At 70.9% G+C, this 14,210-nt stretch carries 15 protein-coding genes; 10 read left to right on the plus strand and 5 right to left on the minus strand.

The window, feature by feature from the left end; genetic code table 11:
• The coding region (locus tag ACFWR9_RS41025) for an alpha/beta fold hydrolase (protein WP_383852304.1) at positions 1-1,370 on the plus strand (1,370 nt) is incomplete at its 5' end.
• Positions 1,371-1,407: 37 nt separating this feature from the next.
• Positions 1,408-2,016 (plus strand): class I SAM-dependent methyltransferase, encoded by a 609-nt coding sequence (locus tag ACFWR9_RS41030; protein WP_383852306.1) that lies wholly within the window; start codon positions 1,408-1,410, stop codon positions 2,014-2,016.
• A 104-nt stretch (positions 2,017-2,120) separates the two neighbouring features.
• On the opposite strand, the gene ACFWR9_RS41035 is transcribed toward ACFWR9_RS41030, so the two are convergent.
• The gene (locus ACFWR9_RS41035) at positions 2,121-2,963 is read right to left on the minus strand and encodes a transcriptional regulator (protein ID WP_383852309.1); all 843 of its coding nucleotides are present in this window, start codon (positions 2,961-2,963) and stop codon (positions 2,121-2,123) included.
• A gap of 740 nt (positions 2,964-3,703) precedes the next feature.
• Here ACFWR9_RS41035 and ACFWR9_RS41040 point away from each other — a divergent pair.
• The 3 genes from ACFWR9_RS41040 to ACFWR9_RS41050 are packed head-to-tail and all read left to right on the plus strand — an operon-like array spanning position 3,704 to position 6,872.
• Positions 3,704-4,246: a PadR family transcriptional regulator gene (locus ACFWR9_RS41040; RefSeq protein ID WP_383852312.1), complete on the plus strand. Its 543-nt coding sequence runs from the start codon at positions 3,704-3,706 to the stop codon at positions 4,244-4,246.
• The gene (locus tag ACFWR9_RS41045; RefSeq protein ID WP_383852314.1) at positions 4,243-5,088 is read left to right on the plus strand and encodes an ABC transporter ATP-binding protein; all 846 of its coding nucleotides are present in this window, start codon (positions 4,243-4,245) and stop codon (positions 5,086-5,088) included. The genes ACFWR9_RS41040 and ACFWR9_RS41045 overlap by 4 nt, the downstream gene beginning before the upstream one ends.
• On the plus strand, positions 5,076-6,872 hold the full coding sequence (locus ACFWR9_RS41050) for an FtsX-like permease family protein (protein WP_383852317.1): 1,797 nt from the start codon (positions 5,076-5,078) through the stop codon (positions 6,870-6,872). The genes ACFWR9_RS41045 and ACFWR9_RS41050 overlap by 13 nt, the downstream gene beginning before the upstream one ends.
• Before the next feature lie 22 nt (positions 6,873-6,894).
• On the opposite strand, the gene ACFWR9_RS41055 is transcribed toward ACFWR9_RS41050, so the two are convergent.
• From ACFWR9_RS41055 to ACFWR9_RS41065, 3 genes are all read right to left on the minus strand, one after another.
• Positions 6,895-7,257 carry a hypothetical protein gene (locus ACFWR9_RS41055; protein ID WP_383852321.1) on the minus strand — a complete coding sequence of 121 codons (363 nt, stop codon included), beginning with the start codon at positions 7,255-7,257 and terminating at the stop codon, positions 6,895-6,897.
• Between the two features lie 441 nt (positions 7,258-7,698).
• Positions 7,699-8,583, minus strand: a complete 885-nt coding sequence (locus ACFWR9_RS41060; protein ID WP_383852323.1) for an aldo/keto reductase — start codon at positions 8,581-8,583, stop codon at positions 7,699-7,701.
• 14 nt (positions 8,584-8,597) lie between these two features.
• On the minus strand, positions 8,598-9,539 hold the full coding sequence (locus tag ACFWR9_RS41065) for an NAD-dependent epimerase/dehydratase family protein (RefSeq protein ID WP_383852326.1): 942 nt from the start codon (positions 9,537-9,539) through the stop codon (positions 8,598-8,600).
• 70 nt (positions 9,540-9,609) lie between these two features.
• On the opposite strand from ACFWR9_RS41065, the gene ACFWR9_RS41070 reads away from it, so the two are divergent.
• Positions 9,610-10,524: a LysR family transcriptional regulator gene (locus ACFWR9_RS41070; RefSeq protein ID WP_383852329.1), complete on the plus strand. Its 915-nt coding sequence runs from the start codon at positions 9,610-9,612 to the stop codon at positions 10,522-10,524.
• 39 nt (positions 10,525-10,563) lie between these two features.
• Here ACFWR9_RS41070 and ACFWR9_RS41075 read toward each other — a convergent pair whose 3' ends face one another.
• The gene (locus ACFWR9_RS41075) at positions 10,564-11,133 is read right to left on the minus strand and encodes a TetR/AcrR family transcriptional regulator (protein WP_383852332.1); all 570 of its coding nucleotides are present in this window, start codon (positions 11,131-11,133) and stop codon (positions 10,564-10,566) included.
• A gap of 138 nt (positions 11,134-11,271) precedes the next feature.
• Between ACFWR9_RS41075 and ACFWR9_RS41080 the strand changes: the two genes are divergently transcribed.
• The 4 genes from ACFWR9_RS41080 (at position 11,272) to ACFWR9_RS41095 (ending at position 13,777) form a co-directional block, all read left to right on the plus strand.
• Positions 11,272-12,108: a hypothetical protein gene (locus ACFWR9_RS41080; protein ID WP_383852334.1), complete on the plus strand. Its 837-nt coding sequence runs from the start codon at positions 11,272-11,274 to the stop codon at positions 12,106-12,108.
• A 168-nt stretch (positions 12,109-12,276) separates the two neighbouring features.
• On the plus strand, positions 12,277-12,696 hold the full coding sequence (gene panD / locus ACFWR9_RS41085; protein WP_383852337.1) for an aspartate 1-decarboxylase: 420 nt from the start codon (positions 12,277-12,279) through the stop codon (positions 12,694-12,696).
• Between the two features lie 31 nt (positions 12,697-12,727).
• On the plus strand, positions 12,728-13,072 hold the full coding sequence (locus ACFWR9_RS41090; RefSeq protein WP_383852340.1) for a GNAT family N-acetyltransferase: 345 nt from the start codon (positions 12,728-12,730) through the stop codon (positions 13,070-13,072).
• 36 nt (positions 13,073-13,108) lie between these two features.
• The gene (locus tag ACFWR9_RS41095) at positions 13,109-13,777 is read left to right on the plus strand and encodes an aspartate/glutamate racemase family protein (protein ID WP_383852342.1); all 669 of its coding nucleotides are present in this window, start codon (positions 13,109-13,111) and stop codon (positions 13,775-13,777) included.
• Positions 13,778-14,210: the final 433 nt, after the last annotated feature.

A 14,210-nucleotide genomic window follows, 5' to 3' on the forward strand; every position in this document is an offset into this window, starting at 1 on the left:
CCCAGGCGGCAGTCGTCGCCCGTGAGGACACTCCCGGAGACACCCGCCTGATCGCCTACATCGTCCCCGAAACCACCAACACCGTCACAGACACCACCGACCCAGCCACCACCGACCCAGCCACCGACCCCGCCACCGACCCAGCCACCGACCCCGCCACCGACCCAGCCACTGACCCAGCCACCGACCCCGCCACCGTCACCGTCGCGCCAGGCCATCACGTCACCACCGGCCTGACCGCAGACCTACGAGCCCACACCGCCGCCCGGCTCCCCGCCTACATGATCCCCGCAGCCTTCGTCCCCCTGCCCGAACTCCCCCTGACCATCAACGGCAAACTCAACCGGGCCGCACTCCCCACCCCCGAATACGCCGCCGCCGACACCGGACGCGCCCCGGCGACAGCGGCAGAAGACGCCATGTGCGAGGCCTTCGCCGAAGTCCTCGCAATCGAACGCGTCAACGTCGACGACAGCTTCTTCGACCTCGGCGGACACTCGCTCCTGGCCGTGTCACTGGTGCAACGACTGCGCCTCCGTGGCTTCAACCTCTCGGTGCGCGCAGTGTTCGAGGCCCCTACCCCCGCCGGACTCGTCACCCGCCTCGATCTGCCCTACGCGGGCAACGAACTGGACGTTCTCCTCCCCATCCGGCCCGGCGGAAGCAAGCCGCCGTTCTTCTGCGTACACCCGGCCGGCGGACTCAGTTGGTGCTACATGCCGCTGTCCCAGTACGTGCCGGAGGAGTATCCGCTCTACGGGCTCCAGGCCCGGGGCGTCCGGGATTCGGGCGACCCGGCGGGCTCCGTCAAGGAGATGGCGGCGGACTACATCCGGCACATGCGGTCGGTCCAGGCGACCGGCCCGTACCACCTGCTGGGCTGGTCGTTCGGTGGCATCATCGCCCACGAGATCGCGGTACAGCTACGAGCGGCCGGCCAGGAAGTCGGGGCGCTGGTCTCCCTGGACGCGGTGCCACCGAAGCAGCGCGAACCGAGGTCCGATGACGAAGCGCGGGAAGACGCGCCCGGCCCGGATCGCGGTGAAGCGGAGTTCGAGGGGGAGGAGAGGCATCGCAGGCCCGGCAACCTGCGCATGTTCCAGAACGCCGCCAGGCTCCTGCGGCAGCACGAGTTGGGTGTCTTCGACGGCGACATGCTTCTTCTGTCCGCCGGCGAAGGAAAACCGGAGGACGCCGCCCCTGGTGCGGCGTCCTGGGAGGACAACGTCTCCGGCCACGTGACGGAAACCCATCTCCCTTGCGAGCACACGGAGATGGCCCGCCCGGAGGTGCTGGCGCAGGTCTGGCGCGGTATCTCCGACTGGCTGGGCCTGGGGAACGCCGCCGACTCGGAAGACCTTGGCCGCTAGAGGGACGTCAGAGGACCCACGAAAGGGAGGCGACGGCATGGCGACACGCTCGGCCGACTGGGAGTCGATATACCGGGCGGCGGAACTCGCGCCGTGGGAGGTCGGCCGCCCGCAGGCGGCGGTGGTGCGGCTCGCCGAGGCCGGGCTGCTGTCGTCCCGGCGCGTGCTCGACGCGGGCTGCGGCACAGGGGACCACACACTGCTGGCGGCTCTCCAGGGCGCTGACGCCACGGGCGTGGACTGCTCGGCGACCGCGATCGGCAGAGCGCGGCGGAAGGCCGAGGAGCACGGGGTGCCTGCTCGCTTCGAGGTCGGCGACGTGCTTGACCTCACCGGCCTCGGGACGTCCTTCGACACGGTCGTCGACGTCGGGATGTTCCACGTCCTCGACGACGAGGAACGCCGACGTTACGTGGACAGCCTGGCGTCGGTGACGGAGCCGGGAGGCACGTGCTATCTGATGTGTTTCAGTGATCGCCAGGCCGGCGCGCTCGGCCCGCGCCGGGTACGGCAGGAAGAGCTGGTCGAGGCCTTCGCGGAGGGGTGGACGGTGGCCGACATCGCGGGGACGACCTTCGCGATCGCCCCGCGGTTCGGCGGCGAGGCCCACGCCTGGCTGGCGACCATCCACCGGGCGACCCCTTGATCAACCCGTGCGGTAGTCCGGCTGGCCACCCCGCTGACGAAGGCCCTCTGCCTCCCGCCTCTGCCTCCCCCCTCGACCTGAAGTCCGTTGTGTCGAAGCTCAGTTCACGCCTGCTTGCGTGTCCTGTTCTGTGTCCGTTCGTCCAGTTCCCGGGCGAACTCGTACCAGGCCTCGGCGTACTGCCGTGCCAGCTTCACGACGAGTTCCCGGCAGTGGGCCGGTACGGCGACGCTCAGTTCGGAGGACATGGTCATCGCGTTCTGCTGCAAGAGGCGCAGCAGGTTCCGGCCGTCCTCGTTGTGGCGTAGGGACGGATCCCGCAGCAGCTTTCTGAGGACCGGTGTGGGATCCACCTGTTCCAGCCGCCGCAGTTTCCGCCCGGCGTCGTGACCCAGGTCCTGCTCCGACCCGGCGTCGGCTCCCGCGCCCGCTCCGTCCTCCCGGCGACCGGGCGTGCTACATCCCTCCGGCACGGGCAGTTCGCCGACCGCGAGGCGTTTGCGTACGTCGCTCACGGTCGCCGGTGAGATGCCGGCGATCCGCGCCACCTCCCGCAGCGAGGCCTCCGGACGCCGGGCCAGTACCTCCGCGGCTTTGAGGCGTCCCTCGGCCCTGTTGAGCGGGCGTGTCCTGCCGTCGCTGCCGACCCGGGCGCTCACCTGGGTCAACGGGTCGGCCGAATCGCGTCGGATGGCCGCGACCGTCTTGGTCCCCAGGCCCGAGGCCCGCGCGATGGCGCGGTCGGACATGTGGGGGTGTGAGGCGATGATGCGCGCGGCCGCCACTTTGCGGTCGGCGTGCGACAAGGGGAGACCGTGCGTCACATTGGCCGTGACGGCACGGAGGAAGGCGTCCTCGGGAGTTCCGTCGAAGAACTCGACCTCGATCCTCTCCTGCCCCCGCAACAGCGTGGCGAGCAGCCGGTGCATGCCGTCGATCACCCGCATGCTGCTGCGATCGACCAGGATGGGAGGCAGCGGCTCGTCCAACTCCGCGAGCCGGGTGATGTGTTCCTCGTTCTGCCCCGTCGATCGCGGTGAGTCGCCGGGCAGTAAGGAGGAGATGTGAATCGTCTGAACTCCCGGTGCGTACGACCCCACCCCGTTGGTGGCCCGAATCGACGGGTCGGCCGTTCCGCTGTCCGCTTCGTCTAGTAATCCGGTAGGTGCCTGGTTCAAGTTTCTTCACTCCCGCGGAGGAATCACTCAGGACACAGCTCTGTCTTGAAAGGCGTGGAGAGAGTCAGCGACGGTCGGCCGGGACAGGACGGTGTCCCTGTCGGCGCCGGCGGCGCGGAGCCGTAACTGCCGGGACGGTCGCGGTGGTCGAACAGCAGAACTGAGCCACGGGTGAACCATGAGCGCCTTCCCACCGCCGGGGGCACGGTGCCGTCTCGTTACGACGAACGGGGGTACGAACCATTGTTGAGACCTGTTGGCTTTCGTGTCTAGGGTGTGTCGCCCATGCGTTGGAGCATGGCGTAGTACTCCAGTTGCGCCTCGGCGGTTGTTCGCGGCCCGCCTCCGCCCCCCGTCTGCTCCCCGTCTGCTCCCCTCCCGCTTTCCTCCCCGTCCGGGCCATCGGTCCAACGTCCCCAAGTGTCGGCAAGTGTCGGCCTCCTTCGGATCAGTTTGACGCCTCAATGCATAACCGCTATCTATTGGGGGTCGCTGAGGAGGGCGGTCTGGTGCAGGACGTGGTGCTGGCGTTGCTGGTCAAGGAGCCGTCGCACGGCTACGACCTGCGCAGGCGGCTGGCGACGGCGCTCGGACCGTTGGGGGAATCACTGAACGCGGGCCAGATCTACGTCACGCTCACCCGGCTTGAGAAGGCCGGACTGGTCGTCCAGGAGCGTGAGGACGTGCCGGTGCGCGGCCCGCGACGCAAGGTGTACGCGCTGACCGCCTCCGGGCAGGAGCGGGCGGCCGCGTGGATGACCGAGGGCGGCGGGCCCAGAGCGGACGTGGCGGAGTTCCATCTGAAACTGGTGGCCGCCGGTGTGTCGGGTCTGGCCGATCCGGTCGCGCTCGTGGAGGCGCGGCGGCGGGAGCTGCTGCGCAGCCTCGCCGAGGCCCAGCACGCCGCTCTCCTGGAGTACACGGATTCAGAGGCCGGGCTGCTTCTGGAGGGCATCGCGCTCCGGTTGCAGGCCGATCTGCGCTGGCTGGAGGCGTGCGAGCGGACCTGGTCCACCCGCGCCCCGCGTGGGAAAGGCGGAGCATTCGGATGACGAACGACGGTCGGCGGGCCAGGGGCCGGTCACGGCGCAGGGGCGCGGACGACGGTCCGGGCCCGGCACCGGTCGGGAACGGGGCCGGCGTCGGGGGCGACGTGCGCGCGCCGGTGCTGCGGGCGCTCGGTCTGACGCGGGTCTACGGGGAGGACGAGAGCGCGGTGTGGGCCGTCGACGGCGTCGACCTCGACGTACCCGCCGGTCAGACGCTCGCCGTGACCGGGCCCAGCGGCTGCGGCAAGTCGACGCTGCTCCAGCTCCTCGGCGGGCTCGACCGGCCCAGTGACGGCGAGGTGTGGCTCGGCGGACGGCGCATCGACGAACTCGGCGAGCGGGCGCTGGCCAGGCTGCGGCGCCGTGCCGTCGGCTTCGTCTTCCAGGACTTCCATCTGATGGACGAGTTGACCGCCGCGGAGAACATCGAGCTGCCCGCGCTGCTGGCCGGCGCCTCGCCGCGCGCCGCCCGCAACCGTGCCGTCGGACTCCTGGACCGGGTCGGACTCACGGACCGGGCCCGGCATCTGCCCTCCGAGCTCTCCGGTGGCCAGCGGCAGCGGGTCGCCATCGCCCGCGCCCTGGTCAACGAGCCGCTGGTGGTCCTCGCGGACGAACCCACCGGCAACCTGGACAGCGCCGCGACCCACGACATCCTGCGGCTCTTCGACGAACTGCGCGCCGGCGGGCAGACCCTGATCACGGTCACCCATGACGAGCGGGTGGCCGCCACGGCGGACCGCGTCGTCTCCCTGCGCGACGGCACGCTGGCCGGCGACACCCGCCTGGACGGCGGCGGTGGCAGCGGTAACGAGTTCGGTGCGCTGCTGAGTTGGGAGAGCTGACCGTGGGACGCCTGCTGCTGATCTGGCGTCTGGCCGTGCGCGACATGCGCCGCCGTCCCGGTGAGTCCGTGATGTTCGTGGTCGCCGTCACCGCCGCCATCGCCTCGCTGACCCTCGGGCTCTCGACCAACGACGCCGTGACCACCGCGTACCTGAAGACCCGTGAGGCCACCGACGGCCCCGACATCGTCGCCATCACGACGGCCAAGGATCCGTCCGGTCTGGCCGGACGGCTGGAGCGGACACCCGGGGTGGCCGAGCAGGCCGATCCGGTCTTCGCCTTCGAGACCAAGATCGAGGCGAACGGCCACACCGCGCGCTCCGCGATCGAGGGGCGCGGTGACGAACCGGCCAAGGTCGACCAGCCGCTGGTGACATCCGGTACGTGGGTGCGCTCCGGCGGCGCGGTGGTCGAACGGGGCTTCGCGCAGACGCTCGACCTGCACGTCGGCGACCGCGTCAGCATCGGCGGGCGCGGCTATCCGGTCGTGGGCCTCGCCATCAGCGCGGCCACCCCGGTGTATCCGTGGAACGACTGGGCCCAGGGACCCGGGACGTCCGACTACGGCGGCGGCAGGATCTGGCTCACCGCCGCCGACACCCGCGCCGCCGCGGGCGACACATCGGGCGTCTATCTGTTCCATCTGAAGCTGAAGGACCCGGCCTCGACCCTGAGATGGCGGGAAACCGTCTTCACAGACGAGCGCAGGGGCCCGGAATGGGTCAACACCCACCACTGGCAGGGCATCCTCCGCACCGACGCGAGCATGATCAAATTCGCTCAGCCCGCCCTGGTCGTCGGTGGCTGGCTGCTCGCCTCGGCCGCCCTCGTCACCCTCGCCGCGCTCGCCGCCGTACGCGCCACCCGTGATAACCGGCGTGCCGGGCTGCTCAAGGCCGTCGGCGCGGGCCCCGGCCACGTCGCCGCCGTCCTGCTGGCGCAGTACCTGCTGCTGACCGTGCTGGCCACCGCTCTCGGACTGACCGCCGGGACCCTGGCCGCGCCCGAACTGGCCGATCCCGGTGCCGGGTTGCTCAACACCGTCAGCGGCCCGACCACCGACACCGTCGTGGCCGCCGTGTTCCTCGCCGTCCTGGTCTCCCTGGCCGGCACGCTCGGCCCCGTCGTCCGCGCCGCCCGCTCCAGCACCGTCCACACCCTGGCCGACTCGGCGCACTTGTCCACCCACCACCCACGGCTGAACGCCATGACGGCATACCTGCCCACCGCGCTCCTGGTCGGCATCCGGCTGCTCGCCCGCCGACCCGGCCGGGCCGCCCTGACCGCCATCGGTACGGCGACCACCAGCCTCCTGATCACCGCGGTGCTCGCCTTCCACGCGGCACCCGACACCAGTACCGCCTACGCGCCGTCCAACCCCCTCGCGGCACGCAACCTCGTGACCAGCCAGGCGCTGCACGGAGTCACCCTCGTCCTGGTGTCGCTGTCCGCGCTCAACACGATCTTCCTCGGCTGGAGCACCGCCGTGCAGGCCCGGCGCGCCCTGGCCATCACCCGCACCCTCGGCGCCACCCCCCGCCAGGTGGTCACGGCCCTGTGCGCCGCACAACTACTGCCCGCCCTGCCCGGGCTGGTGGTGGGCATGCCCAGCGGACTGCTCGTGTACTGGCTGGTCAGCCCCGAGATGGCCATGCCCCCGGCGAAGTGGCTGCTCGCCGCCGCACTCGGCGTCCTACTGGCCGTCGGCGCCCTGACCGCCCTGCCCGCCTGGGCCCACACCCGCACCCCGGCCGGCCGCGCCCTCAACGCCGAACCGGCCTGAGCCGTGGCGACCGGAGCTGAAGTCACGCGGTGGTCGGCGCGGGCTCGTTCGTCTTGGTGGGCTTCTGGATGCTGTCGCCCTTGTTGTCGGTCTTGATGTGGTAAGGCAGCGCCGCGAAGTCCCTCCCCACGCCGGCAGCCCGTTTGTCCGACGGGAGGAGCGGCTTGATCGGGCTGTTCTCCTCCAGGCCCTCGCGGATCAGGGCCTTGTACCGGTTGTAGACCTTGGCGACGGTGAACGGCTGCGTGCCCGCGGCCTTCCGGTCATCGTTGCCCACGGCGATCGTGGCCATCTCCAGAGCCACGTCGCGATACGCCTGGTAGCGCTTGCGCTCGGGAGCGGCGCCGAAGATGTGCTCCTTCTCGTTGGCACCCTCGGTGTTCATGGTGCCGGGAGGGTTCTTGCCTTCCAGCCCCGGTACGAGCATGGGGAAGCCCGCGAACGCCTCCTTCTCGAAGTAGTAGCTGGTAAGGGTTGATCTCGACTGTCTCGCCCTTGTCGGATATGCCGGCCGGGGTGGGCTTCTCCATGCCGCGCAGATGCAAAGTGATGCGGCACGGTCGGGCGACGTACTCCTTGATGGACGCGTGCTTGTCGAGCAGACCGAGCAGCCGGACGGCCTTGTCCCGGTACTTCTCTCGTCGCGTACCGTGGCGTGCATGGTGCTCCTTCCGATTCCTGAGGCGAGGCCACCCCGGGAACCGGTATAGAGCACGCCGAGGGGCCTCACCAGGTCTGGAAGGGAAAACTCCCGGGTAGTTCCCGACGCAGGCAGGGAGCCTGCGTCGTTCTTCTTGCGCGGGCCGGTCTGCGAGTGGCGCCGGGTTCAGCCGGGCAGTGGGTCGTCCAACTGGCTCTGCTCCGCATCGCTCAGCTCCAGCTCGACCGCCTTGGCAGAGTCCTGGATCGATGCCGGACGGCCGGCGCCCGGCACCGGGATCACTGCCGGGGAGCGGGCCAGCAGCCAGGCCAGGGCGATCTGTTGTGGGCTGACACCGCGCACGTCCGCGATGCGGTGGAAGGCTGTGCTCGCGGCGGTCGGGCCGCGGGTGCCGTCGAGGGAGCTTCGGGAGATGCCGCCCAGTGGGCTCCAGGGCAGGAAGGCCAGCCCCAATCGGGTGCTCAGCCGCAGCTCGGGCTCGCTGTCGCGAACTGCTGGTGAGTACTGGTTCTGTACAGAGACGAGGCCGTCGCCGAGGATCCCGTGCGCCTCGTGAATCTGGCCGGCGGTGACGTTGGAGATCCCGGCGGCGCGGATGGTGCCGGCGTCGAGCAGCTCGCGCAGTGCGCCCACGGACTCCGCCCAGGGCACGGCCGGGTCCGGCTTGTGCAGCTGGTACAGGCCGACTGCCTCCATGCCCAGGCGCTTCAGGGACGCCTCGGCGGCGCGTTTGAGGTGGTCGGGGGTGGCGTTGACGGTCCAGCTGCCGTCGCCGGGTCGACCGCGGCCGCCCTTCGTGGCGACGAGCAGGTGGGAGGTGTCCCCGCCGTAGCGGGACAGGGCTCGGGCGATGAGGAGTTCGTTGTGGCCCGCTTCGCCGGGGTGCCAGTGGTAGCTGTCGGCGGTGTCGATGAGCGTGACCCCGGCGTCCAGGGCGGCGTGGATGGTGGCGATGGCCCGCTGTTCGTCCGGGCGGTGCTCGATGGACAGGGGCATGGCGCCCAGGCCGACGGCGCTCACGGCAGTGTCTCCGATGGTGCGGTACCGCATGGTGTGTCCGTTTCTCAGGAGGTGGGGGCGGCGGTGACGGCGAGGGCTTCGGCGACGGCGCCGGGGAGCCAGTCGGTGGTGCGGGAGAAGGAGAAGCCCAGTTCCCTCGCGCGGGCGTTGCTCATGGCGTAGTGGCGGTCGAAGGAGAACGGCGAGGCCGGCTCGCCCGCGGCGACGCTGCGGTACACAGCCTTCCGGCCGGTCTGTGCGGCGATGACAGCACCCAGGCCGTAGACGTCAAGCAGTCCGTCGGAGCAGGCGTTGACCGGGCCGGTGGCATCGGAGAGCGTGGCCGCCCACACCAGCAGCTCCGCCAACTCCTCGTAGTGGACGAAGACGGTGGGCAGCGCCTTGGCATGCACGGTGATCTGTGCACCGTGGGTGATGCGCTCGGTGTAGTGCCTGAGCCGGCCGGTGAACTCCGCCGCGCCGCCACCGAGGACGTGGGCGCTGCGGACGGCGGCGAAAGCGAACCCGTGGTGCTGAGTGAGGACGGCCTCCGCCTGGCGCTTGCCCTCGGCGTAATGCGCCTGTAGGTAAGCCGCGTTGTGCCAGGGCAGGTCCATCCGCACCAGCCAGGTGGCCGGATCAACCGTCTCCTCCGGCACCGAGGTCCCGGGCGGGACCGCGGGCAGCGCGGCGGTTGCCGGATCGTAGACCTCGATCGTGGAGGCCATGACGTAGCGCCGGGTGCGGCCACTGAAGGCGCGGGCGGCGATCGCGGCCTGCACCGGGGTGTAGCAGACCTGGTCCACGACCACATCGAAGCTGCGAGATCCCAGCGCGGCGATCAGGGCAGCCTCGTCGTCGCGGTCGGCAATCAGGTGCTCGACCCCTGCCGGCGGCGGGGTGGAGCCGCGGTTGATCACAGCGACCCGGTGGCCCGTCGCCTGCAGGCGCTGCACCAGAACCCTGCCGAAATAGCGGCTTCCGCCGATCACGCAGATCCTCTTCATGCCCCCATCCTGAACACCTACAGTCCTCAGTAGAAGTGCCCAACTACTGGCTACGTGTTAAGGATTACTGTTGATTGATGTGCAGCGGCTCCGTGTCCTGCGGAGTGTGGCCGAACACGGCAGCTTCAACCGGGCGGCAGCAGCCCTCCACCTCACCCCCTCAGCCGTCTCCCAGCACGTTGCCGCACTTGAGCGCAGCCTCGGTGCCCAGGTAGTCGCGCGCAGTACCCGCGGAGTCACTCTGACCCCGGCCGGCCGGATCATGGTCGGGGCTGCCGAGTCGGTCGCCGCGGAGCTCGTACAGGCCCAGCGGCAAGTCGATCAACTCGACAGCGGCCGCACCCAGATCACCATCGCCACCTTCACCAGCGGAGGCAGGCTCCTGTTGCCCGGCGCACTCATCCGCCTGGCCACCGCCCACCCCGACACCGTGGTCCACGTCAGGGAAGCCGAGCCCGAAGACAGCCTGCCCCTGGTCCGCCAGGGCGCCGTAGACCTCGCACTCGCCTACCACTTCGATGGCCCGCTGCCCGGCCGGATCGGCCCGACCTCCAGCCTGGAGTGGACGGCACTTCTCGAAGACCCCCTGCATGTCGTCCTCCCCGAGGCCCACCCCCTGGCCGGCCGAGACTCCCTCGACATCGCCGAACTGGCCGCCGAGCCCTGGGTGCTGGGCTGCCTCAAGACCGAGACCTACCTGCGCCGTTACGCCGAACGTACCGGTTTCGACCCGGAGGTGCGCAGCACGACGACCGACTACTTCTTCGCCCGCTCGCTCGTCGCCGCGGGCCTGGGAATCTCACTGATCCCCTCCATCGCGCAGACCCCTCAGGTAGCGGGAGTACGCACCGTCCCGATCGTGGCGCCGACTCCGGCCCGGCACATCGGCGTTGCTACGATCCGCCGCCGCACCCTCCCCCAAGCCATGACACTGATACGAGCCCTCCAGCAACGGGCGGCAGTGCTGGACACGGGGATCGAGTGAGCCGGGGACACGGCCGGCCCGCGTCACCGTCCGTACTGGTCAGCCCGTCGAGGGGGATCCGGTCGGGCCGAACATCACGCCCGCCAGCGCCCCGAAGGTGTCTTCGGGATTGCGTCCGTCCAGCAGACCGTCAAGGTTGTGGGAGAGCAGCAGCGTCGCGAAACCATGGGCCATCGACCAGGCGGCCATGAAGCTGATGACCGGATCGTCACCATGGCCCTCCACGGCCGTACGGAGCATGCTCCGTGTCCGTTCGCGCGCCGCGAGGAGTTCCGAGTCCTCCGGGCGCAGGAGCTCCGGTCGGAACATGATCTGGAAGTGTGCTGGGTGCGCGGCGGCGAAGTGCACGTATCGGATGCCCAGGTCGCGCAGGTCCTCCGCCTCGCCCAGCGTGGCGGACAGGAGGCTATAGCCCTCGGTGGCGATGGCGGTGAGAAGCCCGGCGCGGTCCTTGAAGTGGTGTGCGGGCGCGGCATGAGAAACGCCCGCGCTGCGGGCCAGGTCACGCAGGGACAGGGCGGCCGGCCCTTTGGTGGCGATGACGTCGAGGGCCGCGATAAGCACGGCCCGTCGCAGGTCTCCGTGGTGGTAGGAGCGCTCGGTGGGCATAGGGACAGCTTAGCGCGATCTAGTCATTGACAAGATAGTGCGTCGGAGGCAATCTAGGCAATGACAAAATGTAAGGCCGCGAAGTAAGAGGAGCCGAGAGGAGCCGCGTTGAGTAACGATCATGGTTGTGTAAGGCAGATGTGGCACCTCCTGGAGCCCCTGCACGCCGTCCTCTACTTCGCGCCACAGGTGTTCCAGGAGGTCGAGTCACTCGGCTACGACACCGGCGAGCGCTGGCCGGGCTACTTCGCCTTGCGGGCGGCGCCGCTCGGGGCACCCGGAGCTCGTCAGGTGGCCTCCGCGTTCTACAGCTTCAGCCCGCGCATGGTCGCCGAGCACATCCCCGCAGCCTGGGACGTGGCCGCACCGGACAAGGTGGTCGATGCCCGGACGCGCGGCATCGACCGGGCATACCGCGCTCTCTTCGGCGCGCGGACGGACAGCCCCGAAGTCGCCGAGGCCGCCGTACTCGCCCGCCGGGCAGCGGAGGCCGTACACACCGAGGGCCGACCGCTCGCCGCCGCCAATGCCGAGTTGCCTTGGCCCCAGGAGCCGCACCTCGTGCTGTGGCAGGCCGCGACGATCCTGCGCGAGCACCGTGGTGACGGTCATCTCGCCGCTCTCCTGACCGCGGGCCTCGACTCGGTGGAGGCGCTGGTGTCGTTCGCCGCGATCGGCGCGGCGCCTGCGGATGTCTTCGCGAGCCGCGGCTGGAACGAGCACGAGTGGATGGCCGCCCGCGAACGGCTCTTCGCCCGAGGATTGCTGAACGCCGACCACACCGCGACCGACGCGGGCCGCGCCCTGCGTACAGAGGTCGAGCGGCGCACCGACGAACTCGCCGCTGCCCCCTGGCGGACCCTCGGCGACAAGGGCACCACGAGGCTCGCCGAACTCCTCGGCCCGCTCTGGCTGGAGGTCCTGGGCTCAGGCATGCTGCCTCGCGAGACCACGCTCGGCATCGGAAGAATCTGAGCGGTCCTCGGGGAGAACATGGTCGGTGGGCAGGAAGCCTGGCCCGAGCCTGTTCGTGAGTGAACCGATATTCCTCGTAATCTTCGAGTCCGACGCGTGCAGGTGTACTGTGAACAACGCCCTTGACCTGCACAAAGCAGGCAGGGAGCCGTCTTCCAGGAGTCCAACATGCTGCGCACCATGTTCAAGTCCAAGATCCACCGCGCCACCGTCACCCAGGCCGACCTGCACTACGTGGGATCGGTGACCATCGACGCCGATCTGCTGGACGCCGCCGACCTGCTGCCCGGGGAACTGGTGCACATCGTGGACGTCACCAACGGGGCCCGGCTGGAGACGTACGTCATCGAGGGTGAGCGGGGCTCCGGGGTGGTCGGGATCAACGGGGCCGCGGCGCATCTCGTGCACCCCGGTGACCTGGTGATCATCATCAGCTACGCCCAGGTCAGCGACGCCGAGGCGCGGGCGCTGCGGCCGCGGGTCGTGCACGTGGACGGCGACAACCGTATCGTCGCCCTGGGCGCCGACGCGTCCGAGCCGGTGCCGGGCTCGGACCAGGAGCGCAGCCCGCAGGCCGTGTCGGCCTGACATACCGGTCCAGGGGACGAGGAGCGTGGCCGTGAGCGACATCGAGATCCGTGACGACCGGGCGGCGGGCCGGCTGGAGGCGATCGCGGCCGGCGAGGTCGTCGGCCGGGTCGAGTACTTCGTCCTGGACGCTCCCGAGCGGGCCCTCGTCCCCGTCCACACCATCGTCGAACCGGCCCACGAGGGCCGGGGCATCGCGGGCTCGCTGGCGGGTGAGCTGTACGTCCTCGCGCGGCGCGAGGACGTCGCCGTCGCCCCGCTGTGCACGTACGTCGTGAAATGGGCCGAGCGCCACCCCGACGAGGCGCCCGCCGCGGATCCGGAGCTGCTGCGCGCGGCCAAGGAGTGGCTCGTGGCGCACCCCGAGCGGTTCTGATCCGGGGAGACGATTCGGGGAGACGAGGGAGCGCGCGTGCTGGCACTGCTGCACACCTCGCCCGTCCACGTCCCGGTCTTCGACGCCCTGCGTGACGCGGCGCACCCGGGTCTGGAGCTGCGGCATCACGTCGACGCCGGGTTGCTGGAACGGGCGCGGCGTGAGGGGCCCGAGGCGGTGACGGACGCAGTCCGCGACGTACTGCGGTGCGCCGTGGGGGAGGGGGCGAGGGCCGTGCTGTGCACCTGCTCGACCATCGGTGCCGTCGCCGAGGGCGCCGCCGGCGAGGCCGGGGTGCCGGTGCTGCGGGTCGACCGGCCCATGGCCGCCGCCGCGGTGGTCGCCGGTCCACGCGTCGTCGTCCTCGCCGCCCTGGAGAGCACGCTCGCTCCGACAGCGGCACTGGTCGAGGAGGAGGCCCGGCGCGCCGGCCGTGCCGTGCTGCTGCGGACCCGGCTGGTCGAGGGCGCCTGGGCGCGGTTCGAGGCCGGTGACACCGAGGGCTACCTGCGGCTGGTGGCCGAGGCCGCCGACGCCGTCGCCGGTGCCGACGTGGTCGTCCTGGCCCAGGCATCCATGGCGCCCGCCCGGGAGTCGGCCCGCGCCCGCGTCCCCGTGCTCGCCAGCCCCGCGCCCGGACTGGCCGCCGGAGCGGAGGCGGCACGCCTCGGCCACCTGGGCCCGGGGGTTCATGCGGGGGAGTGAGTGCGGAGGCGGGCGCCGGGTAGGCGGGGGACAAGTCCAGAGCCGACGTCGACCGACTGGCCGGAGGACAGCGCCATGACGAACCCGTATCCGGATCCCGTTCCGCCGGGGCCCACTCCGGGACCCACCCCAGGTCCGGACCCGGAGCCCCCACAGCCGCACCCCGACCCGGTGCCGCCACCGAGCCCGGGCCCGGAACCGACCCCGCCGCCTCCGCCTCCGCCTCCGGGGCCCGGCCCGGAACCCACGCCGCAGCCCCCGGGCCCCGGCCCGCAGCCGACGCCGCAGCCGCCGGGGCCTCCCGGGCCCTCGCCGTCACCGATCCCGCCGGGACCGGAGCCGGTGCCCAACCCGGAACCGGGGCCGCCGCTCACCTGAGGGACGCCCAGGCCGGTCAAGGCCGAAGGGGCCGGTGGACGAGCCGCACCGCGGC

Source organism: Streptomyces sp. NPDC058534 (genome assembly GCF_042717365.1).
GTDB lineage: Bacteria > Actinomycetota > Actinomycetes > Streptomycetales > Streptomycetaceae > Streptomyces.